The organism is Microbacterium sp. NPDC055665, assembly GCF_053618035.1.
In genome coordinates this window covers 119,097-143,724 of record NZ_JBSHGY010000005.1, presented here as the reverse complement: position 1 = coordinate 143,724, position 24,628 = coordinate 119,097, and the positions used below count along the sequence as shown (strand labels likewise).

Below are 24,628 nucleotides of genomic sequence, written 5' to 3'. Positions count from 1 at the left end.
GAGATCGCTATGTGTTGTCTGGGAGGGCCCGGGCGCGGTCACACCAGCCGTTCGTCGGGGAGGGCGAGGAAGTCGATGCCGGCTTGCAGGGCGAGCCGGTCCGACAGCTCGCCGATCTCGCCGGGAAGGTGCCCCGCGGCGCGGACGCTCAGGCGACGCGGCCCTGTCAGCGCGTGATAGACGGCGAACTGGCCCCGGGGATCGACGGCCGGATCCTGCACCGCCGCGGTCACGTGCACGGGAATCCGGAGCCTCCGTGCCGCGATCGCCGCGTCGAAGTAGTCGAGCACCGGCCGCACCTCGGGGTGCCGCTGCAGATGCTGACGCACGGCCTCCCCGCTTCCCGTGCACCGGCGCGTGAGCCGCACCTCGTGGTCGCCGAAGCTCGGTACGTCCAGCACGGCGCGGCGGAAGCGTGCATCCCAGGGGAGTGCGAGCGCGCCGATGCCGCCGCCGAAGCTCCCGCCGCTGAAGTCGAGGGCACCCGCCACCGCGGGCGCCACCTCGAGCAGGACGGTGGCTGCGCGCCAGATGTCGGCCGCGCTGAAGCGGTGCGAGTAGGTGTCGGGGTGGCCGATCCCGGCGAGGACGTGCTCGTCCGGGAGGGCGGGGAAGCGGCTCGGAGTACCGACGTGCGTGCCGGGTGCGACCGGGAAGATCGCGGCGGTGTCGCCGGGCACCCGGTCGAGGTCGGGCGCGGTGCGGCCGCCGTAGCCGTGTCCGACGACCAGCCCACGAGGCGCATTCCCGAGCGTGTGCGGCAGCATGACGTATGCCGCGGCGGCCTCGTCGGCCGAGGAACGGAAGCGGATCTCCGAGATCCGGTGCGTCTCGGTGGGAGCGAGCTCGCGGGTGAGCTCCCACGCCACGGGACCCGTGCCGAACTCCTGGAAGGTCGCGCGCCAGAAGTCGTCGAAGTCGTCCGGCTCGTGGGGTGGCGTGGGCCGGTTCAGCAGCGCGCTCAGCGAGTACTCGGTCAGCTCGACGGGAGGATCCTGGGGCACCGCATGTGTCCTTTCGGGTGGTTCTGCCTGCTCGACGTTACCGGCGTGGCGCGACGAGGCGGCGCCGCGGCCCGTGAAGCCGACGCATTGACATGATCGCATACGGATTGCAGTATGTGCATCATGGATTCAATGCCTGGCGATGGAGCCGATGACAATCCTCTGCTGTGGAGCCGACGCTCCGTGTTGCGAGCACTCATGATCGCGGGAGTGCTTCCCCCGGTGCTCGGCTCGTCGTTCGGAGTCGCCCCCGCAGCGGCGACGGAGCTCACGACGACGACCGGCGCCTACGCCGATGCCCTCCGGCGCCTCGACAAGCCGAACCTGGCGTTCACGCAGGTCGCGCAACTGGTCGGGCAGAACCACCGGATGACCTTCCACCAGGCCACCTGGGACGGCGGGGCCACGATCGTCCGCGACCTCGAGGTCGCGCACAACGGCGGATGGCTGCAGGTCACAGATCCGGCGCACCGCTTCGACGAGCAGTGGCTCGTGCTGGAGGGGACGTTGCCGTCGGGCAGCGCGCCCGAGCTCTACGGACCGCTGGCGCCGAGCTGGCTCGGTTTCACCTCGTACCAGGTGCTCGGCTCGCAGGCCATCGAGCTGACCACGAGCACCGACGACGTCGATCTGGTCGTCCGCTGGCGTCTGGAGGGCGCCCATCCCGAGGCGCACTATGTGCTGACCGCCAAGACCGCCGGCGACTACATCGTCGGATATCAGAGCCAGGACGCGAAGTCGCTCGACGATCTCGACGAGGTGCTGTGCGGGTCGTATCAGCATGCGCTCTCGGTGCTCGACGGGTCCGCGCCCCTGGGCGCGTGGGAACTCTTCGCGCCGATGGCGCTGACGCAGTACGCGGTGGGTGACGTGGCCGTCACCTCGGGGGTGTACCTGCCCGCCGAGGTCGCCGAGTTCGTGCACGAGCGGCAACTGATGGCCGACCGGCAGCCCTACGGGATGAGTCTGCGCAACGACAGCCTCGACATCGTGCCCAGCATGTACGCACCGCAGCCGGGCCTGCGCACGGCCATGGCCGTCGGCGAGCAGCGCGGCTTCGCCTTCGGCCTCGCGGCCCGCCCGGACACGCTGTACGGCACGTACTCGCAGCTGTGCCGCAACGAGTACGGCCTGACGGCCTACCGTCGCAACGTCTACGACCGGTCGCTCACCGACGCCGTGCACGCGATGGCGGCGCTGATCGCGGTGGAGCCCGACGGTGACGACTCCGTCGACTACATCCCCTCGTACTCCGGATGGTGGAACCGCGCCAAGGGGTTCGTCGACGTGGAGAACGAGGATGCCGTGCGCGCCGCGGCCAGCGGCGTCGTGCTCGCGGCGCACTATCTCACCGGCACGGCCGACGGCATGCTCTACGACCGCCGCGCCCGGCCGCTCGTCGAGTACCAGCTCTCCCGGAAGGGCATCGGGCACACGCCGATGATCGGGAGCCCGGTCTACAACGACACGAGCCAGTACCGCATCGGCAGGATCCCCACGGATGCCGTGAATCTGGCGTCGCTCTACCAGCTCACGCACGGCCGCAACGCCGGCATCCAGCGGCTCGCGGTGAAGGCGACCAAGGCCGGTGTCGTCGGGCAGAGCAGGGCGCCGTTCTCGAACGCGCTCGCGACGTACCGGGTCACCGGGGATCCGGCGTACCTGGCGGAGGCGACGCTGATCGCCCGCCGTTACTCGCAGGAGCAGATCCTGGAGCCGTACCGCAGCAACGGTCAGCCGCCCGGCGGGTTCGCATACAGCTTCTCGAAGTACTGGGTCGACCTCCTGGAGATGTTCGAGGCGACGGGGGAGGACGAGTTCCTCGACGGCGCGTATCGGGAGGTCCAGCGATTCATCACCCAGACGGCGGTGCGCCCCGTACCCGGGGGCACGGTCACGGTGCCGGTCGGCCACGTGATCAAACAGCAGTACGACTGGGAGTCGCGTTCGTCGCTGCCGTCCTACCCGACCACGAACGTGCCGACCGAGACCGTCCCGGCCTGGTACGTGTCTCCCTCTGGCCTCACCTTCGAGGCGCTGTCGTCGTTCAAGCTGGGCGTCAGCACGCTGACCGACCCGGGCGGGGGCTACGTTTTCAACCCGTGCTGGGCGGGAGCCCTGCTGCGGCTGGCGCATCACACCGGCGACGAGCTGCTGGCCGACATCGCCCACAACATGGTGATCGGCCGGTTCACGACATACCCCGGCTACTACGGCCGACAGTTCCAGGTCGCCCACATGAAGCCCGACTTCGCGACGAGCGGCCCGGTGGGCATCACCGGGTATTACTTCCATCACGCCCCCGCCCAGCTCGGTCTCGCGATGGACTACCTGCTCAGTGAGAGCTTCTACCGCAGCGGCGGCGCGATCGAGTTCCCGCACGTGTTCGAGGCCGACTTCGCCTACTTCAAGTTCTTCGCCTACGGCCACGCCCCCGGGACGTTCTTCGGCGAGGACGGCGTCTGGCCGTATCTCCCCGCGGGGCTGATCTCGGTCTCGAACCCGCTCGTCAACTGGATCGGGGGCGTCGGCAACGATGCTCTCTACGTCAGTCTCACCAACTCCGCCGGTGAGGCGCAGCAGGTGATCGTCGACCTCTCCACCGAGCTCACGGGCATCCCGCGGAGTTTCTCGGGCGCGGTCGAGCTGGTGACCGCGAACGGCAGCCGGTCCACCGGCGCGGCCGTCAGCGGCCGGGTCACCGTCAGCGTGCCGGCGCGCGGGCTCGTCGCCCTCGTCATCCGGAACGTGGACGTGCAGCGCCCGGGGCTGCCGTTCGACGACGTGGCCGACCACGGACGTGACAGCTTCCACGAAGTCGACACCGACCCCGCCACCGACTACGGGGTCGCCCGCGGGATGCTCCTGGTGCGGCCCGACGGTCAGGGCTACGACGCCTACGTGCAGATCGACACCGAGCAGCAGGCGACGCTGTCGTATCGCATCGGCGGCGGTCCGGTGAAGCAGGCTCCCGCGAAGGCCTATCCGTACGAGTGGACGATCCCGGTCGACGACCTCACCGACAAGTTCCGCTACACGATCACCACCGGCGGGACGACGACCGAAGAGGTGACCCTGCGGCTGCCGGCCAGGATCAGCGGAGCCAACCCCGGAATCGTCGGCGACGTGATCGCGCAGGCGACGGGCACGGCCGGGGACCGCGTCCCGTTGACCTTCGAGGTGCGCAACTCCACCGCGGATCCGATCACCGGCGCCATCGCGGTGACCCTGCCGACGGGGTGGCAGCTCGACGGGACGGTGCCGGCGATCACGGTTCCCGCAGAGGGCTCCGCACGCGTCGAATCGGCCGCGGTCATCGCGACCGCGGCACCGCTCGGCGAGGTCGACGTCGCGGCGACCCTGACGGTCGCGGGGGAGGACCCCGTGAAGCTGCGCGCGGCGGCGATCGAGGTGATCGACCGGCGACGACTGGTCTCCCTCACCTCGGATGTCGAGATCGTCAGCGGGCCAGGTGCGGTCGCCAAACTCACCGCACTCGTCATCAACACCGGGGTGACGCCGCTGCAGGGCACCCTCGCCCTGTACGGGGTCAGCGGATGGAGCGTGGGGCAGCAGAGCACGAGCATCACGGTGCCGCCGCGATCCGACCTCACTCACACCTGGACGGTGACCGCCGGTTCCGGCGTCGCGCCCGGATCATCGACGCGGTTCGAGGCGCGGCTCGATCAGACCCTGCGCCGGGGCGTGCTCGTGCGCGTGGCCGACGAGGGCGTCATCGCACACACCCAGTCCCCGTGGCCGGGCTACCTGGAGTCCGGCAACTGGTACCCCAGCGGACTCTCGGGATGGAACGGCACGCGCACGCGGTACAGCGACTCCGACTCGGTCGGCAGCACGGTGACGTGGAACGTGGAGCTGCCGGAGGCCGGTCTCTACCGGGTCTCGGTCTGGTACCCCACGAACTCGACGACCACGACCTCGGCGGCCTACGTCGTGGAGCATAAGGACGGCAGCTCCGAGGTCATCGTGGACCAGACGCAGGGCGCGGCGGCCTGGCGTTCGCTGGGCTCGTTCCGCTACGCCGCCGGAGCGACCGGTACGGTGCGGCTCGAGGTGCGCAACACCAGCATCCACCGGGTCAGCGCCGCGCAGTTCGTGCGCATCGGGAACTGACGCGAAAGAACGGGTGGGCGGCCGGAGAGATCCCGGCCGCCCACCCGTTCTTCGTCGGATGTCGATGCGGGTCAGTGCCGCACGTACTCCTGGATCGCGTCCTCGTCGACGGTCACGCCCAGGCCGGGGCCGGTCGGCACCACGAACCCGCCGTCCGTGCGGACCTCGAGCGGGGTCGTCAGCAGACGGTTGGCGACGGGGAGGGTGAACGGCTGGTACTCGAACGCGAGGAGCGACGCGGCGCTCGCGGCGACATGCACACCGGCGGCCATCGCGATGCCGAACGCGGCCGAGTGGTGCGGGGCGACCGGCACGTGGAAGGCGTCGGAGACCGCCGCGATCGCGAGGCCCTCGGTGATGCCGGTGCGGCCGATGTCGGGCTGCGTGAGGCCCACCGCGCGGCGGGTGAGCCAGTCCGTGAACTCGAAGCGGCTGCGCATCGCCTCGCCGATCGCGATCGGGGTGGCGAGGGCGGTGGCGAGGTCGTGATGCCCCTCCACGTCCTCCGGGGCGAGCGGGGCCTCGAAGAACCAGGCCCGCCGGTCGTCCAGTTCGCGACCGAGCGCACGCGCCTCGCCGAGGCGATACGTCCAGTGCGCGTCGAGCGCGACGTCGAGGTCGGGGTGCACGCCGCGGACCGCGTCGTAGGTGGCCAGGTCGGTGCGGATGTCGACGCCGAGGTGCAGCTTGATACGGCGAACGCCGCCCTCCACGAGCTCTGCGGCCTTCTCGGCGCGCTCGACGTCGTCGACGCCGCGGATGCCGGAGACGTAGGTCGGCAGCACCTCGTGGAAGCGTCCGCCGGCGAGCTCGGACACCGAGAGGCCGGTGGCGTGGCCCCAGAGGTCCCAGAGCGCGATGTCGACCGCGGCCATGGCGTCGGCCTGGTGCCCGGTGAGGTGCCCGCGCTCGCGCATGGACTCCGTCATGCGGTGCCAGAGCGTGCGTACCGAGCGCGGGTCCTCGCCGAGGATCAGCGGGGTGAGCAGGTTGTCGACGATCGCCGCGGCCACGACCGGGGCGACGGGCGCGAGGGCCTCGCCCCAGCCGACGAGACCGTCATCGGTCTCGATCTTCACGAGCAGCGTCTCGTAGCCGGGGGAGTACAGGCTCCGCCACGGCGGGCGGATCACGTAGCCACGATGATCGACTGCGGTGTCGCCGGCATACGAGTTGTTGGCATCCTCCTTGGACAGATAGAGGGGGAAGGTCTGGACGCGCGTGATCTTCACAGGGGTCTCCAATAGACGGGGTGGTCGAACGGCCGGCGGCAGGTGCCGTCGTCAGAGGTGGGGAAGCCGCATCGCGGCCGAGGTCAGAGTGCCGCGAACGCCGATGCGGTCCGGGAGGGGCTGTATCCGAGGGCGACCGAGATCTCGTCGGCGGCTTCGATGAGCTGCAGGGCGAGTTCCTGATGCGGTGCGTGCAGGTCGAGCACGGAGAGGGGGCCGCTGGCCGAGATGCCCGCGACGATCTCACCGGCCCGGTTGCGGATCGGCGCGGCGATGCAGGCACGGCCGAAGGCCAGCTCCTCGATCTCGGTCGCGTAGCCGCGGCTGCGCGTCTCGTCGAGAGCGGTCTGCATGGCGGCGCGGTCCACGATCGTGTGCGGCGTGAAGCGCTGCGGCGTCTGCGCGAAGTACTCGTCGACCTGCGCGTCGGACATGCCCGACAGCAGGGCCTTGCCGATGCCGGTGGCGTGCAGCGGCCCGGTGCGACCCGCCATGGCGAACGACTTCGGTGCCAGGGCGCCTTCGAAGTTGCAGAGATAGGTGAAGGTGAAGCCGCTGAGCTCGGCCACGTTCACGCCGATCTCGATCCGGCGCGCGAGGTTCTGCGCGATCTGCCGCGAGGCGCGGAAGATGGGAGAGCCGTTGATCGCGACCGTGCCCAGCGACACTGCTGCGGGGCCGAGGCGGTACAGGCCCGTGCGGGCGTCCTGCACCACGAACTTCATGCGATCGAGTGCCGACATCATGCGCGAGACGGTGGACTGGCCGAGGCCGGTCAGCGTGCACAGCTCGGAGACCCTCAGCTCGCCGGATTCCTCCGTGAAGCAAGCGAGCAACGACATCGCCCGTTCGACGGTCTGCGTGCCGCCTACCGATTCCGACGCCATGGTGACTCCTCCTTGGTGATGTGGCCGCATCTGCGACGCTGCGGCTCGTCGCCGCTGCCAGTCATCCTATTCAGCGAAATGGCTTCGAGCAACACAAATGTGGGTGTCTTATGCATTTTGTGGATTTCGCATCCGCATTGTGGTTAACTGGCCGCACGTCGACGTTGACGACTGTGACGACGACGCGCAGGGCCCTCCGGGGTCGTCTCTACTGGAAAGTGACTGCAATGCAACAAGCCATACTCGAGCGGCCCGCGGAGAGCGAGCAGACGGCTGTCGAGCCCCGCTCCGGGCGACGCTCCACGCTGGGCGCGAAGGATCGCACCTTCGGTTTCATGATCGCACTTCCCGCGGTCCTCCTGTTCCTCGTGATCGCGATCTTCCCCCTCGTGTCGAGCATCTTCACGAGTCTGTTCGACCAATCGCTCCTGCGCCCCGAGCGCACGTTCGTGGGCCTCGACAACTATGCGGCGGTCTGGGACGAGTTCTTCGCCCGTCTCGGCACCACCCTCGTGTTCGCCTCGCTCGCGACGGTCTTCCCGCTCATCCTCGGTGTCGCCCTGGCGCTGCTGCTGAACGCCCGCATGCGCGGACGGAACATCCTCCGCGGCGCCCTCATGCTGCCGTGGCTGCTGCCCGGTGTCGTCGTGTCCTTCCTCTGGGCGTGGATCTTCAACGACAGCTACGGCGTGGTCAACCACGTCCTCGCGACTTTCGGACTGCCCGAGATCAGCATGCTCGGCACCCCGACCGGCGCCATGGCCGCCGTGGTCATCGCCAAGACCTGGCACTCGTTCCCGTGGATCATGGTCGTCGCCCTCGCCGTCCTCCAGACGCTGCCGAGCGAGCAGATCGAGGCCGCCACCATCGACGGCGCCACGCGCGCCCAGCGGTTCCGCCATATCTCGCTGCCGCACATCGCCGGCCCCGTCACCCTCGTCGCAGTGCTCGAGTTCATCTACAACTTCGGCAACTTCGACACCATCTTCGTGATGACCGGCGGCGGGCCCGGCAACTCGACCACGACGCTCGCGGTCAGCCTCTACGATCTCGCGTTCGGCAGCTACGAACTCGGCAAGGCCTCCGCGATGGGCGCCCTCTGGCTCGTCCTGCTCGCGATCATCACGAGCGGATACCTGTTCCTCAACCGTCGGCTGGAGAAGTGATGCGCCGTAGTCGTGATGTGGGGGAGTCGATCATCCGCCCCCACCTGTCCATCCCGGGACGCGTCCTGCTCCTGCTGCTGGCCCTGTTCGGCCTGCTGCCGGTCTACTGGCTCACGGCGACCGCGTTCACGAGGAAGGAGGACGTCTTCTCCGCGGATCGTCCGTTCTTCCCGGTCAATCCGACGATCGAGAACTTCGTCGGGTTCTTCCAGAACGACCTCCTGCTGAAGAACCTCCTGAACAGCATCATCGTCTCCACCGGCACCGCCCTGCTCGCGGTCCTCGTCGGCGGCCTGATGGCTTACTCGCTCTCGAAGTTCCGTTACCGCGGCCGCAACGCGATCATGTTCATGTTCCTCATCGGTCAGCTCATCCCGGGCGCGCTGCTGCTCATCTCGCTGTACCTGATGCTGAGCTCGGCCGGACTGCTCTACACCTACACGGCGCTGATCATCTCGTTCACGACGTTCACGCTGCCGCTCGCGGTGTTCCTGCTGAAGGGCATCATCGACGCCCTCCCCGACGACATCCTCGAGGCGGCCAAGGTCGACGGTCTCTCGCGCACCGGGACGATGTTCCGCATCGTGTTCCCGCTCGTGGTCCCCGGGCTCATCACCGCGGGCATGTTCGCCTTCATGCGCGGCTGGAGCGACCTGCTCTTCGCCCTCACCCTCGCCGGACCCGACAAGCAGACGCTGCCGGCGGGTCTGACGCAGGCGTTCATCCGCGAGGGCACCGCCGACTGGCCGGCCCTCATGGCGGCGTCCCTCATCACGTCGCTCCCGCTCGTCATCATCTTCGTCCTCCTGCAGCGCTACTTCGTCTCCGGTCTCGCCGCCGGGGCGGTCAAGGGGTAGCCATGCGTCTCCCGAAATGCTCTACCCCCATCACCTCGAAGGAGCAGTCTCCATGACCATCTCGAACTCACAGCTGAGCCGCCGAGCCTTCCTCGGAGGCGGCACCGTGCTCGCCGCATTCGGTGCACTCGCGCTCGCCGGGTGTGCGACGCCCGCCGCACCCGGCGCCGGTGCCGGAGGCGCCTCGGCGGGCGGCGCGACGGAAGCTGCGACGATCAACTTCTACGGCAACTCGCTCGGCGAGGAGGCGCTGAAGTCCGCGTGGCAGGGGATCCTCGACGGGTTCTCGAAGAAGGAGGGCGTCAAGGTCGCCCCGGTCATCTACCCGTACGACCAGGCGGCCACGCAGCTCGCCCTCACCGGACGCTCCGGCAACCTCATGGGTGTCGGTCAGTCGGGCGGGTGGCAGGTGCTCACCCCGATGAACATCCTCGCCGACCTCACCGACCTCGCCAAGGGTCTCGGCATCCCGCAGGGCGTGCTCGACTCGTACACGATGGACGGCAAGCTGCTCGTGCTGCCGCTGACGGCCGCCGGCATCGGCATCATCACCAACGGCGAGATCGCGAAGAGCGTCGGCATCAAGTCGGGCATGACGGTGGAGCAGTTCGCCACCGCCCTCGAGAAGATCAAGAAGCAGGACAAGTCGCTGATCCCGTACGCCGCGGTCACGAAGAACCCCGACCTGAAGGACTCGGTCCCGTGGATGTGGGGCTTCGGCAGCGACGTGGTCACCGACGACCTCAAGTGCACGCTGGGCGACGCCGAGAGCGTCGAGGCCGTCACCTGGTACAAGTCCCTGCAAGACCAGGGCCTGACGCAGACGAACGTCGCCCGCAGCGATGCCCGCATCCTGTTCGCCAGCGGCCGGGCTGCGATCTACGACGACGCCCCGCTCGCCTCGACCTTCGTCAAGACGAACGGTGCCGCGCAGAACATCATCGACAACATCGGGGCGATCTCTCGTCCGACCGTCGGTGGCAAGGACTCCTTCAACCGGGCCTGGGGCAGCGGCGTGTTCGCGACAGCGGGCGAGGGCGAGCTCACCAGCCGTGACTTCATCCTCTACGCGGCGACCAACGTCGAGGCGGCCACCGCGCTCTACGAGAACTCCGCCGTGGCTCCGGCCGCCAAGAGCGTCGCCGACAAGATCCCGGCGCTCGCGGCCGACAAGTTCCAGGGCGCGTTCCGCACTGAGGTCTCCGAGCACGCTCGTGGCGCCGCGTGGGACCGCGTCGCCGTGACGGCACAGATCGATGCCGCCATCGGTGCCGGGGTCGCGACGATCCTCGCCGGTCAGGTCGAGGCCCAGGCGGGCCTCAACGCGCTGAAGAAGGAAGTCCAGGGGCTGCTCGACTCCAACGCCTGAGCCCCCTCGCACGAAGAAGGCCGCGTCCCGAAACGGGACGCGGCCTTCGTCGTGTGGCGCAGGGCGGGGTTAGAGCCAGCGGTCCCGCAGGACCGGCTTCAGCCAGGCCGCGGGGGACGAGATCGAGAGACCGCCGTCGACCGCGATGGATGTTCCCGTGACGAAGGAGGCGGCGTCGGAGGCGAGGAACGCGACCACCGAGGCGACTTCCTCCGGTCGCCCGATGCGTCCGAGGGGGTAGCCCTCGCTCTCGCCCGTGTCGGCGGCTGAGATGCTCCCCGGCTGCACGGCGTTGACCCGGATGCCCTGGGGGCCGTAGTCGAGCGCCAGCTGCCGCACGAGGCCGTCCACGCCCGCCTTGGCGGCCGCGTAGGCGGGCAGGGCGGGGGCGGCGAGCGACGAGTTCACCGAGGTGACCGCGACGATCGACGCCCCGCGGGTGAGGCGGGGGAGTGCCGCGCGGGCCACGAAGAACGCCGAGTCCAGTGTCGCGCTCAGTGCTCCGCGCCAGTCGTCGTCGCTCGTGGCCTCAGCGCGCGCGATCGGCATGCGGCCGGCGGCGAGTACCACGACGTCGAGCCGTCCGAGAGCCTGCTCGGCATCGGCGACGGCGCGATCGGCTGCTTCGGGCACGCTGCAGTCCGCGACGAGGTAGCGCTCGAAGACCGGGTCGGCAGAGTCCTCGAGCCCCACGCCGACGACGGCGTCTCCGCCGTCGACGAAGGCGCGGGCGATCGCGAGTCCGATGTCGGAGCTGCCGCCGATCAGCAGTACGCCGCGGCGTGTCACACGCGCACCGTGGCGGGGATCGGCGGGAGTGCCAACTCGTCGATCACGAGCTTGACCGAGGCGCGGCTGCCCGCGTCCAGGCGGGACGCCGGGTAGCGCACCGTCGCGTGATCGATCACGCCGCGTGCGACGAGAACCTCCTTGTGCACCGCCCAGGCGATGCCTCCCTGCAGACCGATGAGCACGAGAGGGAGCATACGACGGAACTCGGCGCGGGCTTCCTCGACGCGCCCCTCGAGGAACAGTGCGAGCACGGGGCCGAGCAGGTCGGGGAACTCGCAGGCCGGCATCGTGCCGACGGCGCCCCTCGCGTACTCCTCGAGGCAGAACTGGGCGTTCTGGCCGCCGAGCACCGCGAAGTCGGGATCCTCGATCGCGGCGACCACGGCGCCGACCTTGGGTGCTGTCGGCGGCGCCTCGACCTTGACGGAGTCGACGCCGTCGAGGCGGGCGATCTCGGCGATCAGGCTCGGAGCCATCGCGACGCCGGTGACACCGGGCGCATCCTGCACCATGACGGAGAGCGAGGTCGCGGCGGCGACATCGCCGTAGAAGTCCACGAGCGTGCCGGCGGGCGGCTTCACCATGAACGGCGGGAGCACCATGAGGGCGTCCGCACCGCCATCCTCGGCGAGGAGGGACTGCTCGACGGACGTCGCGGTGGAGGTGCCGTTGACGCCGGCGATCACGGGGATCCTGCCGTCCACGACCCGGACGACGTCGTCCAGGATCGTGCGCCGCTCGTCCGTCGTGAGGGCGAAACCCTCGCTCGCCATCCCGAACACGGCGACGCCGTCGACGCCGGACGCGAGCTGGAACTCGACCAGCCGGCGCAGGCTCGCGCGGTCGAGGGCCCCCGTCTCATCGAACGGGGTCGCCAGAATGGGCATCAAGCCGTGGAGTGTCTGAGCCATCAGCTGTTTCCGCGCTTCATCATCGTGGGTCCACATTTCTCGCAAGTGTTATGCATATTGTGAGATAGTCTGCCACATAACGGTTACGAGCTACCAGCGAAGGATGATCCGGATGTCGCACACCCCGCCCTCCCGAACCGTGGAGATCCTCTCCGACGCCCGCTACGTGCAGGCCGAGTCTCCGCGCTGGGACGGGCGCGACGGCAGCCTCGCCTGGATCGACATGGCCACCGGGTCACTGCACCGCGGTCGGATCGAGCAGGGGAGGGTGATCCCCGAGACCGCGGTCGTCGTGGGAGCGCAGATCGGGGCGCCCATCCCGCTCGCGCAGCCGGGAGCCGGGTGGCTGGTCGGCGTCGATCGCCGCGTCGTGCACGTCGGCGATGACGCGGCCGTGACCCCGCTCACCGACGACGTCGCCGCACCCGGTGACTACATGAACGACGGCGGCGGCGACCCCGCGGGGCGCTTCTGGGTGGGCAGCCAGTCGATGCCGCGCGATCCGCACTGCACGTTGTGGAGCATCGGCGCCGACGGCATCCCGGTCGCACGGCTCGGCGGGGTCACCGTGTCGAACGGTCTCGCCTTCGATCGCACGGGCTCCACGCTGTACTACATCGACACCCTTCCGCACCGCAGCATCGAAGCCTTCGACGTGGCCGCCGACGGCGCGCTCTCGAACCGCCGCACGGTGTGCCGGGTCGACGGCGGCAACCCCGACGGCATGACGATCGACCTCGACGGCATGCTGTGGGTTGCGGTCTGGGACGCCGCCGAGGTGCGCCGCTACTCGCCCGAGGGTGAACTCCTGGAGACGATCTCGCTCCCCGCGAAGCGCCCGACCGCGGTCGCTCTCGTCGGCACGCTGCTCGTGATCACGACGGCGAGCATCGGAATCGCAGAACCGGGAGAAGCAGACGGCGCGCTGCTCGGCGTGCAGGTCGACGTCGGCGGGACTCCCGCGTGGCCCTGGGCAGGCGAGGCCCCCGTCGTGCGCGGGGCCGTATCGGCCGCGGAGGTAGCCCGGTGAGCACCGTGGACAACGCGCAGCTCGAAGAGCGGCTTCGCGCCACCCGGCTCGTCGCGATCCTCCGCGGCACGGATGTCGATGCGACGGTGGCCGCGGCGCGCACGCTGATCGACGCCGGCGTGCTGACACTGGAGATCGCCCTCACCCTCCCGGATGCCGAAGAGGCGATCGCCCAGGTCGTGCAGGATGCTCCCGCATCGGCACTGATCGGCGCCGGGACCGTACTCAGCGAGGCCGACGTCGAGCGGGCAGCATCCGCCGGGGCGCAGTTCATGGTCACGCCGACCCTCAGCGCCTCGGTGGGATACGCGGTCGCGCAGGGCATCGGTGTGCTCCCGGGTGTGTACACGCCGACCGAGATTCAGCGAGGTCACGATCTCGGCAGCGCCGCGGTCAAGCTCTTCCCCGCCTCGGCGCTCGGGCCCGGCTTCATCCGTGCGGTGCGCGACCCGTTCCCCGGCGCGCGGATCATCCCCGTGGGCGGAGTGAGCGTCGACACCGTGGGCGAGTACCTCGCGGCAGGGGCGTTCGGGATCGGGGTCGGGGGACCGCTCGTCGGCGATGCGGCGACCCCCGGGGGAGATCTCGCGGCGCTCGCGGTTCGCGCACGGTCGTTCGTGCGGGCCGCCAGCCCCGCCTGATCGAGGTCCGCCCCGGCGTCGCAGAGAACCCGGTGCGCGATGTCGGCGGCCGTGGCTACCATGTCGCCATGGCTGATAGCGCTGCTGCTTCCGTTCCCTCCGTCCACCGCCCCTCCACCGTCGATGAGGTCGCCGACGTCGTCAGACTCGCCTCCCGCGAGGCCGTCCCCTTGACCGTGGTCGCCGGCGGGCACGGGCCGTGGTCGCATGCCCCTGCCGAGGGGATCCGGCTCGAGCTCGGCGGTCTGTCCGGCATCGAGGTGGATGGCACCACCGTCCGCGTCGGCGGAGGCGCCGTCTGGGGTGATGTCGCTTCGGCGCTCGCCGCGCACGGTCTCGCGCTCAGCTCGGGCGACACCGCCTCGGTCGGTGTCGGCGGGCTCACGCTCGGCGGCGGAATCGGCTGGATGGTGCGGGCCTGGGGTCTCGCCGTCGATCAGCTGATCGGCGCACAGGTCGTCACCGCCTCCGGTGATGTGGTCGAAGCGTCATCCGAGACGAACCCCGAACTCTTCTGGGCGCTGCGCGGCGGCGGTGGCAACTTCGGCGTGGTCACGCGCTTCGACTTCGAGGCGCACCCGCTGCCCGGTATCGCCTTCGCCGAGAGCGTGATCGATGGCGATGCGGCCGCCGTGCTCCGTGCCGCGCGTGATCTGCTCCGAGACGCTCCCCGCGAGCTCACCGTCACGTATATGGACGTGCCGGCGATGGACCCGAGCGCCCCGGCGGGAGCGCGGCTGAGCGCGGTGTGGGCGGCACCGGAGCCCGATCGGCTGCGCGCCGTGCTGGAGCCGATCTCCGCGCTCCCCGGCGTGCAGACGGAAGTGACGACACCGCCGTATCGCGAGGTACTGATGGAGATGCCCCAGCCCGAAGGGGACGAGGCTCCCGCCCCTCCCGGCTTCATCGGCGGCAACGGGCTCTACGCCGACCTCGATGATGCGCTGATCGAGCGGCTCGTCGCCTTCCGGCGCGCGTATCCGGCGTCCGTGGTGTTCCTGCGCTCGCTGGGCGGTGCGTTCCACGACGTCGCCCAGGAGGAGACGGCCTTCCCTGCCCGCACGGCGAACTGGTTCGTGATGGCCGGGGCGTTCGACATCCCGGGGATGCTCGATGAGCAGACCCGTGCGGCGATCGAGGCCGACGGGGAGAACATCCGGGCCGGACGGCTGGCCGAGTACGGCAACTTCGCCGACACCGAGCGGCCCGAAGCCGTGCCGGGGATGTTCTCGGCGGAGGCGCTCACCCGGCTGCGGGCGGCCAAGGCGGACTGGGACCCGCAGAACGTGTTCCGACGCAACCACAACATCCTCGTGTGATGCACAAAAGCCCGGGAACCACGAGGTTCCCGGGCTTTCGATGACGAGAGGTCAGTGCGTGTCTTCCGCCTCGATCTCGGTGCGGTCTCCCGACCACAGCGTGTGGAAGGTGCCTTCCTTGTCGATGCGCTTGTAGGTGTGTGCGCCGAAGAAGTCGCGCTGTCCCTGCACGAGCGCGGCGGGGAGGCGGTCGGCGCGGATGCCGTCGTAGTACGACAGCGACGACGAGAACGCCGGGGCGGGGATGCCGGCTTCGGCTGCCGCGATGACCACTCGGCGCCAGGCAGCCTGAGCACGGGTGATCGCCTCGGTGAAGTACGGGGCGGTGAGCAGGACCGGCAGGTCGGGCGTCTCGGCGTAGGCGTCGGCGATCCGGTTGAGGAACTGGGCGCGGATGATGCACCCGCCGCGCCAGATCTTGCTGATCGCGCCGAGGTCGATGTTCCAGCCGTACTCGGCGGCGCCCGCGCGGATCTCGTCGAAGCCCTGCGAGTACGCGACGATCTTGGAGGCGTAGAGCGCCAGACGCACATCTTCGATGAACGCCTCGGTGTCTTCGACCGAGAACTCCTCCTCCGGTCCCGGCAGGTCGCGGGAGACCGCGCGCTGCTCGGGATGCGAGGAGAGGGAGCGGGCGAAGGTCGCTTCGGCGATGCCCGAGACGGGGACGCCGAGCGACAGCGCGGTCTGCACGGTCCACGCGCCGGTGCCCTTGGCGCCGGCCTGGTCGAGGATCACGTCGACGAGCGGCTTGCCGGTCTCGGCATCCACCTGGCGGAGCACCTCGGCGGTGATCTCGATCAGGTACGACTCCAGCTCGCCCCGGTTCCACTCGGCGAAGATCTCGGCGATCTCCGCGGGGGTCTTGCCCGTGCCGCGGCGGATCAGGTCGTACGCTTCGGCGATCAGCTGCATGTCGGCGTACTCGATGCCGTTGTGCACCATCTTCACGAAGTGTCCGGCACCGTCGTGGCCGACGTGCGTGACGCACGGCTCACCCTCGGCGACCGCGGCGATCGACTTGAGGATCGGTCCGAGCGTGACCCAGGACTCGTCCGAGCCGCCGGGCATGATCGACGGGCCGAGCAGGGCGCCCTCTTCGCCGCCCGAGATGCCGGCGCCGACGAAGTTGATGCCGGTCTCGCGGACGGCCTTCTCGCGGCGGATCGTGTCGGGGAAGTAGGCGTTGCCGCCGTCGACGATGATGTCGCCCGGCTCGAAGACCTCGACCAGCGAGTCGATCACGGCGTCGGTCGGGCCACCGGCCTTGACCATGATGATCGCGGTGCGCGGCTTCTGCAGCGAGTCGGCGAACTCCTGGTAGGTGCGGGCGGGGACGAACCCGGCCTCGGGGTGCTCGTCGAGGAGCGTCTGGGTCTTCTCGTAGCTGCGGTTGAAGATCGCCACGGTGTTCCCCTCGCGACTGGCGAGGTTGCGGGCGAGGTTCGATCCCATGACGGCGAGTCCGACGACTCCGATATTCGCTGATGCTTCGGGCACAGAAGGCTCCTCGAGGGTGAAGAAGGGGTGGTTTCAGCGTATCGCTGTCCGGGAGGTCAGTGCTCGCCTGTGTCACGCGACGCGATGAAGCGCCGGGACACGGCGATGTCGCGGTCTCCGAGCCCCGCGGCCACCAGCTCGTCGAAGGCGGCCCGCAGGGTGGGCAGCAGCACCGGTGCGGTACCGGTGGCCTCGGCGATGTCGGCGGCGAAGCCGAGATCCTTCACCATGTACTGCGCGACGCCGCTGGGGGAGTCGTCGCCGGTGACGAGCTTCTCGCGACGGCTGTCGAGCAGGCGGGAGCCGGCGTATCCGCCGGAGAGCAGCGACCAGAGGGCGTCGAGGTCGAGTCCGGAGCGGTCGGCGAGCACCGTCGCCTCTCCGAGCGCGAGGATCGTGGCCGAGACGACGAGCTGGTTGCACGCCTTGGCGACCTCGCCGGCGCCGAGCGGCCCGAGCAGGACGGGGGTGCCGCACGGGGCGAGCACCTCGGCGGCGAGGGCGGCATCCTCCGGGGCGCCGCCGAGCATGATCGAGAGGGTCCCGGCGATCGCGCCGTCTTCGCCGCCCGAGACGGGGCAGTCGACGACCCGCACCCGTCCGTCGGTCTGGGCGCCGATGCGCTCCGCGAGCGCGCGGACCGCCGGTGCCGACGAGGTGGAGCCGATCATGATGAGCAGTTCGCCGGCATCCGCGAGAAGTCCGTCCGGGCCGTCGAGCATCGCCTCGAACGGGGGCAGATCGGGGAGCATCATCAGGAGCACGTCTACTCTGGAGGCGAGTTCGCGTGGCGTCTCCGCCCAGGAGGCTCCGGCCGCCAGCAACTCCGGCTGCGGGCGACGGGCATGGATGACGAGTCGACCATGGGCGGCGAGCAGGTGGTCGGCCATCGGGCGGCCCATGGCGCCGAGACCGACGGCCCCGACGGTGACGGATGAGATGTCCATGCGCACACGGTAGCAACAATCCAATGGATAGAACAGTGTCCAACAGGATGGATCTGAGCTAAAGTGAGGGATCCACGACTTCCCGAGGAAGGGATCAGCATGACGGGGACCGAGAAGAAGCTGCGCGCCGTCGTGACGGTGCCGCTGCGGGAAGACCTGTGCCGGCTCATCGAAGAGCTCGAGCCTCGCGTCGAGGTGGTCCGCGATCACTCGCTCCTCCCGCCGATGCGTGGACCTGCCGACTGGTCCGGCGACCCGGACTTCACGCGCACCGCGAGCGAGCAGCAGGCCTTCGACGAACTGGTCGACTCCGCCGACGTGCTCTTCGGCATTCCCGATGTGGATGCCGCGGCGCTGGCCCGCACGGTGGCGGCGAATCCCCGCCTGCGCTGGGTCATGACGACGGCAGCCGGCGGCGGGGCCGCGATCAAGGCCGCAGAGCTGGAGCGTGCGGACCTCGACCGGATCGTGTTCACCACCAGTGCCGGCGTGCACGGGGGTCCTCTGGCCGAATTCGCGGTCTTCGGGGTGATGGCGGGCGCGAAGAACCTCCCTCGGCTCCTCGCCGATCAGAGCAGCCGCACGTGGCCCGACCGCTGGGAGATGCGTCAGCTCGACGAGATGACCGTGCTGATCGTCGGTCTCGGCGGCATCGGTTCGGAGTGCGCGCGGCGCTTCCACGCACTCGGTGCCCGAGTCTGGGGCACGACCCGGTCGGGGGAGCCGGTCGCCGGCGTCGATCGCCTGGTACGTCTCGACGAGCTGCGCGACGCGGTGTCCCACGTCGATGCGATCGTCGTGACGCTGCCGGGGACGGCGCAGACCCACCATCTGATCGATGCCGACATCCTCGACGCGGTGAAGCCGGGCGCGATCGTCGCCAACGTCGGCCGCGGCACGGTGATCGACGAAGCCGCCCTGCTCGCGTCCCTCGACGACGGACGTGTCGCGTTCGCCGCCCTCGATGTCTTCGAGCGTGAGCCGCTCGATGACGCGTCGCCCCTGTGGACGCATCCGAACGTGCTCGTGAGCCCGCACACGGCCGCGCTCAGCTCGAAAGAGGAGGAGCGGATCGCGCGTCGCTTCGCCGAGAATGCGGCGCGCCTGCTCGATGGCGAGCCGCTGACCGCCGTGGTCGATACGGTCGAGTTCTACTGATCGGCACGCGGGTGTTCGCGCACCTGCGGCCCCACTGACGGCGGAAGGCGCAGCCATGGATGACGACACCCGTGAGGGACGCGATCCCGCGCCTGCCGTCACCCGCAGCATCCGCCTGCTCGGCCTCCTCGCCGACGCGGGTGGTCCCCGAACCATGACGGAACTCGCCGGCGAACTCGGGCTGGCCAAGTCGTCGACCGCGAATCTGTGTCTCGCGCTCGAGGCCGGGGGCATGGTCGACCGCACGCCGCAGGGCTACCGCCTGGGAGTGCGCACCGCCGAGCTCGGGGGTGCGTTCGCCGCGCAGTTCAACCAGGTGCGCGAGTTCTACAGCGTGTGCGAGGCCTCGCCGCAGCTGGCGTCCGAGCTCGTGCAGGTCGCCATGCTCGACGGCACGGATGCGCTGTATCTCGCCCGGCACGAAGGGTCTCGGTCGCTGCGGCTGGGGACCCCGCTGGGCTCGCGACTCCCCGCTCCGCTCTCGGCCACGGGTCGCGCGCTGCTCGCGGCGATGAGCGATGCCGAAGTGGTCGAGCTCCTGGGGGAGGACGCGGTCTTCCCCGCGCTCACGGACCGGAGCGCGACCACCATGACCGGTCTGCTCGATGTGCTGGCCACCGCCCGTCGGCGCGGCTGGGCGCTGGATGCGGAGGAGTCGTTCCGCGGCATCGTGGGCGTCGCCGTCCCGCTCGAGGGCTGGGCGCCCACCGATCCGCCGCTGGCGCTCGGCGTCGCCATCCGTGCCGCCGAGGCGGACTACGAACGCATCGAGCGCGTGGGCGAGGCCCTGCGTGCGGCCGCCGCGGCGTTGACGAACCCCTTCAGTACCGCCGTACGCCGCTGACCGCTCTCGCACTGCCGCGCCTCCGCGGCTGGTGTCTATCCGTGCATCCGAACCGGGTCCAAAGGGTTGAACGCAATCCAACGGGCTGGTACAGTCGTGCTCACGCCGCAGGCGAAGCCGATCGAAGGAGATGGCAGTGACCGACCCCCGCACCTCAGCACGAGCAGTGTCCGATGACCCGGAGTACGCGGCGAATCTGCGCCGCGCGACGCTCGCGTCCAGCATCGGCAGCGCGCTCGAATACTTCGACTTCGCGCTCTACGGGCTCTCGACGGCGTTGATCTTCAACGTCCTGTTCTTCCCGCAGGACGACCCAGCCATGGCCACGGTCGCCGCGTTCGCGACGTTCGGCGTCGGCTTCCTCGCACGGCCGTTCGGCGGATTGTTCTTCGGTGTCCTGGGCGACAAGCTCGGGCGCAAGTGGGTCCTGGTCGCCACGATCGTCCTGATGGGCGGGGCGTCGACCGCGATCGGTCTGCTGCCCACCTACGAGGCGATCGGGCTCTGGGCCCCCATCCTGCTGGTGCTGATGCGCCTCCTGCAGGGCTTCGGCGCGGGGGCCGAGCAGGCGGGCGCGACAGTGCTGATGGCCGAGTACGCGCCGGTCAAGCGCCGGGGGTTCTTCTCGGCCCTGCCGTTCGTCGGCATCCAGGCCGGCACCCTGCTCGCCGCGGTCGTCTTCGGGCTGATCACGCTGCTCCCCGAGGACCAGCTGCTGAGCTGGGGATGGCGCGTGCCGTTCCTCGCCTCGTTCGCGCTGATCCTCCTCGCCCTGTTCATCCGGATGCGGTTGCGCGAGACGCCGACGTTCATCGAGCTCGAGAAGCACGAGCAGATCGCTGACCGCCCCATCAAGGAGATCTTCACGCACGGGCTCCCCGGCGTCATCGTCGGCATCGGTCTGCGGATGGCCGAGAACGGCGGCTCGTACATGTTCCAGACCCTCGGTCTCGCGTTCTTCGTCACGGTGGTCGGCGACAGTGCCGACAAGAGCCTGCTCACCTGGGGTGTCACCCTCGGATCGCTGATCGGCGTCTTCTCCGTGCCGTTCACCGGACACCTCTCCGACCGTTTCGGGCGCCGCACGGTCTACCGGTTCGGAGCGGTCTTCATGCTCGTCTACACGTTCCCCGCGTGGTGGCTGCTGTCGCTCGGCAACTACGCCGTGGCCATCGGCGTGATCGCGATCGGCATCGGCGTGGCCGTGAACAGCATGCTCGGACCGCAGTGCGCCATGCTCCCGGAGCTCTTCGGCAACCGTCACCGCTACCTGGGTGTGGCGATGGCCCGCGAGATCTCGGCCGTGCTCGCCGGCGGTCTCGCCGGTGTGCTCGGTGCATACCTCATCGCGGTGAGCGACGGGAACTGGGTGCTCCTCGCGATCTACATGGCCGTGCTCGCCCTGATCACGACCGCATCGACGTTCCTCGCTCCCGAGACGCTGCGTCGCGACCTCACCCGCGTCGACGACGCGATCAAGGTCTCCCGGGAAGAGGGCGGCGACGACGTCTTCGCCACGACGGTGTCGATCAAGGCCGTCGGACGGTGAGTGCGCTGCCCGCGGGCCTCGCCCTCTTCGACCTCGGCGGCCGCGCGGCGCTCGTCACCGGCTCGAGCCAGGGCATCGGCCGGACGCTCGCGGAAGGACTCGCCGGAGCGGGTGCGACCGTGGTGGTGCACGGGCGCGACGCCGGGAAAGCGGCAGCGGCAGCGCGCGAGATCGCGCAGGCCACGGGAGCCGTGGTCCACAGCGTCGTCTTCGACGTCACCGACGCCGCGGCGGTGGATGCGGGGACGCACGAGGTCGAGCAGATCGTCGGCACGCCCGACATCCTCGTGAACAATGCCGGAGTCCAGCGGCGGGCGCCGATCGCGGAGTTCGCGGACGAGGACTGGGATGCGCTCGTGCAGACCAACCTCTCCAGCGTGTTCCACCTGTCTCGCCGCGTCGCGGCCGGCATGATCGCCCGCGGTTCGGGGAAGATCATCCAGATCGGCAGCGTGCAGTCGCAACTCGCCCGTCCGTCGATCGCCGCGTACGCGGCGACCAAGGGCGCGATCGTGATGTTCACGAAGGGGCTCTGCGCCGACCTCGCCCCGCACGGCATCCAGGCCAACGCCATCGCTCCCGGCTACTTCGCGACCGCCCTCACGCAGCCACTCGTCGAGGACGAGGAGTTCTCGTCATGGGTCCGCGGACGCACGCCGGCCGGACGCTGGGGAGACACCCGCGACCTGGTCGGCGCCCTGCTCTTCCTGGCCGGCGGTGCGAGCGATTTCGTCAACGGCCAGACGCTCTTCGTCGACGGCGGAATGACGGCGGTCGTCTGATGCGTCTCGGTCGAGTCGCGTCCGCAGCAGGCCCCCGCTGGGTGCGCGAGACGCCCGATGGGCTCATCCCGGTCTCCGACCCGTTCCTCGCGTTCGCGGAGGGCCGCGCCCCGGATGATGAGGGTGACGCCATTGCCGGAACCGTCGTCGCTCCCGTCGATCCGCTCGTCATCGTCGGCATCGCCCAGAACGGTCCGGGCCACGTCTCGCCGGTGCAGGCATGGCTCAAGAGTCCGCGCACCGTGGTCGGAAGCGGTGCGGAGGTCGTCCTGCGGCGCGATGCGGGCGCCCCGGTGGCCGAGGGCGAGATCGCCGTCGTGATCGGCCGGGCGACGCACGGATTGACGGCCCGGAACGCGCACGAGTACGTGCTCGGCGTCACGGCCGTGAACGATCTCTCCAGCCCCGACCGCGCGAGCGTCGATCCGCGCAACTTCGAGTCCAAGTCGGGGGAGGGGTACACGCCCCTCGGTCCGTGGATCGACACCGAGGCGGGGATCGACGATGTCGACCTCGATGTCGAGGTCGACGGGCTCCTCGTCGCCCGGACCGGGAGCAGGGAGCTGCCGATGGCGATCCGCGAATGCCTCGCCTACGTCGCCGCGTGGTCCGTTCTGGGGCCCGGCGACGTGGTGATGACCGGTGCTCCGCATTCGCAGGCATCGGTGCGACCCGGCCAGCGCGTGACGATCCGGGTGGCCGGAGTCGAACTCGTCACGGCGTTCGTCTGACCGAGGAGGAGACCTGGTGGACAATCTCGCCGTGGTGGCCCACGCCGCCGAAGATCTGCGCATCGAAGACATCGGCGCTCCCGCGCCCCACACCGACGAGGCGGTCATCGACATCGCCTACGGGGGAATCTGCGGCTCCGACCTGCACTACGTCCGGCACGGCGCGGCCGGAGCCTCGGTGCTGCGCGAGCCGATGGTCCTGGGGCACGAGGTCTCGGGTGTCGTGGCCGTCGCCGCGGCGGACGGCTCGGGTCCCGCCGTCGGAACCTCGGTGGCCGTGCACCCCCTGACCGCGCACGGCGACGGGCGCACGCCCTGGCCGTCCGATCAGCCGAATCTCGCGCCGGCCTCGACGTACCTCGGCTCGGCGATGCACCTGCCGCACACGCAGGGTGCATTCGCACGACGGGTCGCGCTGCCCACGCGCATGCTGCATCCCCTGCCCGCGGGTCTCGATCTCAGAACCGCAGCGCTGGCCGAGCCCGCGGCCGTCGCCTGGCATGCCCTGCAGCGAGCCGGCGAGGTGTACGGGCGCCGAGTCGTCGTCATCGGCGCAGGGCCGATCGGTCAGCTGGTCGCCTCGGTCGCCCAGCGCGGCGGGGCGGCGTCCGTGACCGTCACCGACCTGCAGCAGCGTCCGCGCGAGATCGCCGAGGCGCGTGGCATCCGGGCGATCGATGCCAGGGCCGAGGCGGAGATCGCCGAGCTCCACGCAGACATCGTGCTCGAATCCAGCGGCACCGTCCCCGGACTCGCGGCCGCGGTCTCGGCGGCGATCCGCGGCGGAACCGTCGTGCTGCTCGGCCTGCAACGCGGGGGAGAGGTGCCGGCCCCTCTGGCCACGGCCATCACCCGCGAATTGACGCTTCGCGGCTCGTTCCGTTTCGGCGACGAGCTCGACGACGTCATCGCCGCGCTCGCCGACGGCAGCCTGGACGTCCGCGGTATCATCAGCGAGGTGCTGCCCGTCGAGCGTTCTCACGATGCCTTCGCGCTGGCAGCCGATCCCGCGAGCTCCTGCAAGGTGCTCATCGACTTCGGCCTGGAGATATGAGCGTGCGCATCGTCGTGATGGGTCCCAGCGGCTGCGGCAAGTCCACGGTGGGCGCAGCGCTCGCCGAGAGCATCGGGGCGCGCTTCATCGACGGCGACGACCTGCATCCGCTGACGAACGTCGAGAAGATGGCCGCCGGCATCCCGCTCGACGATGGGGACCGGATGCCGTGGCTTCGCACGGTCGGAGCGGCGCTCCACGGCGCGGACCGGATCGTCATCGCCTGCTCCGCGTTGCGCCGGCAGTACCGCGACGCGATCCGCGAGGAGGCGCCGGACGCGTTCTTCGTGGAGCTCGTGGTGGACCGCGCCACGCTCGAGGCGCGCCTGACGCAGCGGGCAGAGCACTTCATGCCCGCATCGCTGCTGGATTCGCAGCTGGAGACCCTGGAGCCGCTGCAGGACGATGAGAACGGGATCCGTGTCTCGGCGTCACTGGCTCTGGACGAGGAGCTGCGCCTCATCCGCGATGCGGTGCAGGCGACGGCGGTCTGAAACCGCAGGGGTCTGAGCCGCCGTCAGTCCTTCTGAAACGCCGTCAGTCCTTGCGGTAGCCCGAGCGCCCCATCGCGAACAGCGCGAAGAACGACGTGACGGCGGCGCACACGGTCATGGCGCCGATCAGCCAGAGGATTGCGTGCGAGAGGAAGGCGCCGTCGAGCATGGGGGTTCTCCGTGTTCTGCAGAAAAGGACCGGTGTCCTCAGCCTATCGGGTCATCCG

22 protein-coding genes are annotated in these 24,628 nt (G+C 69.9%); 14 read left to right on the top strand and 8 right to left on the bottom strand.

The features are described from left to right. Positions 1-38 precede the first annotated feature (38 nt). Complete coding sequence (locus ACWGO6_RS13805; protein WP_452326975.1) at positions 39-1,004, bottom strand: acetylxylan esterase; 966 nt, start codon at positions 1,002-1,004, stop codon at positions 39-41. A gap of 123 nt (positions 1,005-1,127) precedes the next feature. On the opposite strand from ACWGO6_RS13805, the gene ACWGO6_RS13800 reads away from it, so the two are divergent. Then, positions 1,128-5,138, top strand: a complete 4,011-nt coding sequence (locus ACWGO6_RS13800; protein WP_452326974.1) for a golvesin C-terminal-like domain-containing protein — start codon at positions 1,128-1,130, stop codon at positions 5,136-5,138. Positions 5,139-5,209: 71 nt separating this feature from the next. Here the strand turns inward: ACWGO6_RS13800 and ACWGO6_RS13795 are convergent, their stop codons facing one another. Together ACWGO6_RS13795 and ACWGO6_RS13790 are read right to left on the bottom strand one after the other, a co-directional pair. Beyond that, positions 5,210-6,370, bottom strand: coding sequence for a mandelate racemase/muconate lactonizing enzyme family protein (locus tag ACWGO6_RS13795; RefSeq protein ID WP_452326973.1), 1,161 nt, complete (start codon positions 6,368-6,370; stop codon positions 5,210-5,212). A gap of 83 nt (positions 6,371-6,453) precedes the next feature. Further along, positions 6,454-7,257 (bottom strand): IclR family transcriptional regulator, encoded by an 804-nt coding sequence (locus tag ACWGO6_RS13790; RefSeq protein ID WP_136041502.1) that lies wholly within the window; start codon positions 7,255-7,257, stop codon positions 6,454-6,456. 227 nt (positions 7,258-7,484) lie between these two features. Here ACWGO6_RS13790 and ACWGO6_RS13785 point away from each other — a divergent pair, with 227 nt between their 5' ends. Genes ACWGO6_RS13785 through ACWGO6_RS13775 form a run of 3 tightly spaced genes read left to right on the top strand, consistent with a single transcriptional unit; the run spans position 7,485 to position 10,649 of the window. After that, on the top strand, positions 7,485-8,423 hold the full coding sequence (locus tag ACWGO6_RS13785) for a carbohydrate ABC transporter permease (protein WP_452326972.1): 939 nt from the start codon (positions 7,485-7,487) through the stop codon (positions 8,421-8,423). Next, positions 8,423-9,280 (top strand): carbohydrate ABC transporter permease, encoded by an 858-nt coding sequence (locus tag ACWGO6_RS13780; protein WP_051251218.1) that lies wholly within the window; start codon positions 8,423-8,425, stop codon positions 9,278-9,280. The genes ACWGO6_RS13785 and ACWGO6_RS13780 overlap by 1 nt, the downstream gene beginning before the upstream one ends. Before the next feature lie 52 nt (positions 9,281-9,332). Beyond that, entirely contained in the window at positions 9,333-10,649 is a 1,317-nt protein-coding gene (locus ACWGO6_RS13775) for a type 2 periplasmic-binding domain-containing protein (RefSeq protein ID WP_136041504.1), read from the top strand. 69 nt (positions 10,650-10,718) lie between these two features. On the opposite strand, the gene ACWGO6_RS13770 is transcribed toward ACWGO6_RS13775, so the two are convergent. Both ACWGO6_RS13770 and ACWGO6_RS13765 read right to left on the bottom strand, forming a co-directional pair. Next, on the bottom strand, positions 10,719-11,438 hold the full coding sequence (locus ACWGO6_RS13770) for an SDR family NAD(P)-dependent oxidoreductase (protein ID WP_136041505.1): 720 nt from the start codon (positions 11,436-11,438) through the stop codon (positions 10,719-10,721). Then, a complete protein-coding gene (locus tag ACWGO6_RS13765) occupies positions 11,435-12,352 on the bottom strand; it encodes a dihydrodipicolinate synthase family protein (protein WP_136041506.1) in 918 nt (305 codons plus the stop codon). The genes ACWGO6_RS13770 and ACWGO6_RS13765 overlap by 4 nt, the downstream gene beginning before the upstream one ends. 112 nt (positions 12,353-12,464) lie before the next feature. On the opposite strand from ACWGO6_RS13765, the gene ACWGO6_RS13760 reads away from it, so the two are divergent. The 3 genes from ACWGO6_RS13760 (at position 12,465) to ACWGO6_RS13750 (ending at position 15,342) form a co-directional block, all read left to right on the top strand. Next, on the top strand, positions 12,465-13,382 hold the full coding sequence (locus ACWGO6_RS13760) for an SMP-30/gluconolactonase/LRE family protein (protein WP_168429502.1): 918 nt from the start codon (positions 12,465-12,467) through the stop codon (positions 13,380-13,382). Next, the gene (locus ACWGO6_RS13755) at positions 13,379-14,023 is read left to right on the top strand and encodes a bifunctional 4-hydroxy-2-oxoglutarate aldolase/2-dehydro-3-deoxy-phosphogluconate aldolase (RefSeq protein ID WP_205820268.1); all 645 of its coding nucleotides are present in this window, start codon (positions 13,379-13,381) and stop codon (positions 14,021-14,023) included. Before ACWGO6_RS13760 ends, ACWGO6_RS13755 begins: the two co-directional genes overlap by 4 nt. 68 nt (positions 14,024-14,091) lie before the next feature. Continuing rightward, a complete protein-coding gene (locus ACWGO6_RS13750) occupies positions 14,092-15,342 on the top strand; it encodes an FAD-binding oxidoreductase (RefSeq protein WP_136041508.1) in 1,251 nt (416 codons plus the stop codon). 51 nt (positions 15,343-15,393) lie between these two features. On the opposite strand, the gene gndA is transcribed toward ACWGO6_RS13750, so the two are convergent. Continuing rightward, positions 15,394-16,842: an NADP-dependent phosphogluconate dehydrogenase gene (gene gndA / locus ACWGO6_RS13745; protein ID WP_136041509.1), complete on the bottom strand. Its 1,449-nt coding sequence runs from the start codon at positions 16,840-16,842 to the stop codon at positions 15,394-15,396. Between the two features lie 56 nt (positions 16,843-16,898). Further along, entirely contained in the window at positions 16,899-17,789 is an 891-nt protein-coding gene (locus ACWGO6_RS13740) for an NAD(P)-dependent oxidoreductase (protein ID WP_136041510.1), read from the bottom strand. A gap of 99 nt (positions 17,790-17,888) precedes the next feature. Here ACWGO6_RS13740 and ACWGO6_RS13735 point away from each other — a divergent pair, with 99 nt between their 5' ends. The 7 genes from ACWGO6_RS13735 to ACWGO6_RS13705 all read left to right on the top strand — a co-directional run bounded on the left by ACWGO6_RS13735 (position 17,889) and on the right by ACWGO6_RS13705 (position 24,401). Then, on the top strand, positions 17,889-18,947 hold the full coding sequence (locus tag ACWGO6_RS13735) for a D-2-hydroxyacid dehydrogenase (protein WP_136041511.1): 1,059 nt from the start codon (positions 17,889-17,891) through the stop codon (positions 18,945-18,947). Positions 18,948-19,002: 55 nt separating this feature from the next. Beyond that, positions 19,003-19,791, top strand: coding sequence for an IclR family transcriptional regulator (locus tag ACWGO6_RS13730; protein WP_452326971.1), 789 nt, complete (start codon positions 19,003-19,005; stop codon positions 19,789-19,791). A 130-nt stretch (positions 19,792-19,921) separates the two neighbouring features. Beyond that, entirely contained in the window at positions 19,922-21,340 is a 1,419-nt protein-coding gene (locus tag ACWGO6_RS13725; protein ID WP_136041513.1) for an MFS transporter, read from the top strand. Beyond that, complete coding sequence (locus ACWGO6_RS13720; RefSeq protein WP_452326970.1) at positions 21,337-22,122, top strand: SDR family NAD(P)-dependent oxidoreductase; 786 nt, start codon at positions 21,337-21,339, stop codon at positions 22,120-22,122. Before ACWGO6_RS13725 ends, ACWGO6_RS13720 begins: the two co-directional genes overlap by 4 nt. Further along, positions 22,122-22,853, top strand: coding sequence for a fumarylacetoacetate hydrolase family protein (locus ACWGO6_RS13715; protein ID WP_452326969.1), 732 nt, complete (start codon positions 22,122-22,124; stop codon positions 22,851-22,853). Before ACWGO6_RS13720 ends, ACWGO6_RS13715 begins: the two co-directional genes overlap by 1 nt. A 16-nt stretch (positions 22,854-22,869) precedes the next feature. Then, positions 22,870-23,907 (top strand): alcohol dehydrogenase catalytic domain-containing protein, encoded by a 1,038-nt coding sequence (locus ACWGO6_RS13710; protein WP_452326968.1) that lies wholly within the window; start codon positions 22,870-22,872, stop codon positions 23,905-23,907. Continuing rightward, complete coding sequence (locus tag ACWGO6_RS13705; protein WP_452326967.1) at positions 23,904-24,401, top strand: gluconokinase; 498 nt, start codon at positions 23,904-23,906, stop codon at positions 24,399-24,401. Before ACWGO6_RS13710 ends, ACWGO6_RS13705 begins: the two co-directional genes overlap by 4 nt. Positions 24,402-24,444: 43 nt before the next feature. Here the strand turns inward: ACWGO6_RS13705 and ACWGO6_RS13700 are convergent, their stop codons facing one another. Beyond that, positions 24,445-24,570, bottom strand: a complete 126-nt coding sequence (locus ACWGO6_RS13700; protein WP_275087537.1) for a hypothetical protein — start codon at positions 24,568-24,570, stop codon at positions 24,445-24,447. Positions 24,571-24,628: the final 58 nt, after the last annotated feature.

Coding starts and splice junctions, on each gene's coding strand:
- ACWGO6_RS13700 (WP_275087537.1), bottom strand. CDS start 24,570: ATGCTCGACGGCGCCTTCCTCTCGCACGCAATCCTCTGGCTGATCGGC.
- ACWGO6_RS13725 (WP_136041513.1), top strand. CDS start 19,922: ATGGCAGTGACCGACCCCCGCACCTCAGCACGAGCAGTGTCCGATGAC.
- ACWGO6_RS13740 (WP_136041510.1), bottom strand. CDS start 17,789: ATGGACATCTCATCCGTCACCGTCGGGGCCGTCGGTCTCGGCGCCATG.
- ACWGO6_RS13800 (WP_452326974.1), top strand. CDS start 1,128: ATGGATTCAATGCCTGGCGATGGAGCCGATGACAATCCTCTGCTGTGG.
- ACWGO6_RS13705 (WP_452326967.1), top strand. CDS start 23,904: ATGAGCGTGCGCATCGTCGTGATGGGTCCCAGCGGCTGCGGCAAGTCC.
- ACWGO6_RS13760 (WP_168429502.1), top strand. CDS start 12,465: ATGTCGCACACCCCGCCCTCCCGAACCGTGGAGATCCTCTCCGACGCC.
- ACWGO6_RS13730 (WP_452326971.1), top strand. CDS start 19,003: ATGGATGACGACACCCGTGAGGGACGCGATCCCGCGCCTGCCGTCACC.
- ACWGO6_RS13735 (WP_136041511.1), top strand. CDS start 17,889: ATGACGGGGACCGAGAAGAAGCTGCGCGCCGTCGTGACGGTGCCGCTG.
- ACWGO6_RS13790 (WP_136041502.1), bottom strand. CDS start 7,257: ATGGCGTCGGAATCGGTAGGCGGCACGCAGACCGTCGAACGGGCGATG.
- ACWGO6_RS13715 (WP_452326969.1), top strand. CDS start 22,122: ATGCGTCTCGGTCGAGTCGCGTCCGCAGCAGGCCCCCGCTGGGTGCGC.
- ACWGO6_RS13765 (WP_136041506.1), bottom strand. CDS start 12,352: ATGGCTCAGACACTCCACGGCTTGATGCCCATTCTGGCGACCCCGTTC.
- ACWGO6_RS13775 (WP_136041504.1), top strand. CDS start 9,333: ATGACCATCTCGAACTCACAGCTGAGCCGCCGAGCCTTCCTCGGAGGC.
- ACWGO6_RS13780 (WP_051251218.1), top strand. CDS start 8,423: ATGCGCCGTAGTCGTGATGTGGGGGAGTCGATCATCCGCCCCCACCTG.
- ACWGO6_RS13785 (WP_452326972.1), top strand. CDS start 7,485: ATGCAACAAGCCATACTCGAGCGGCCCGCGGAGAGCGAGCAGACGGCT.
- ACWGO6_RS13750 (WP_136041508.1), top strand. CDS start 14,092: ATGGCTGATAGCGCTGCTGCTTCCGTTCCCTCCGTCCACCGCCCCTCC.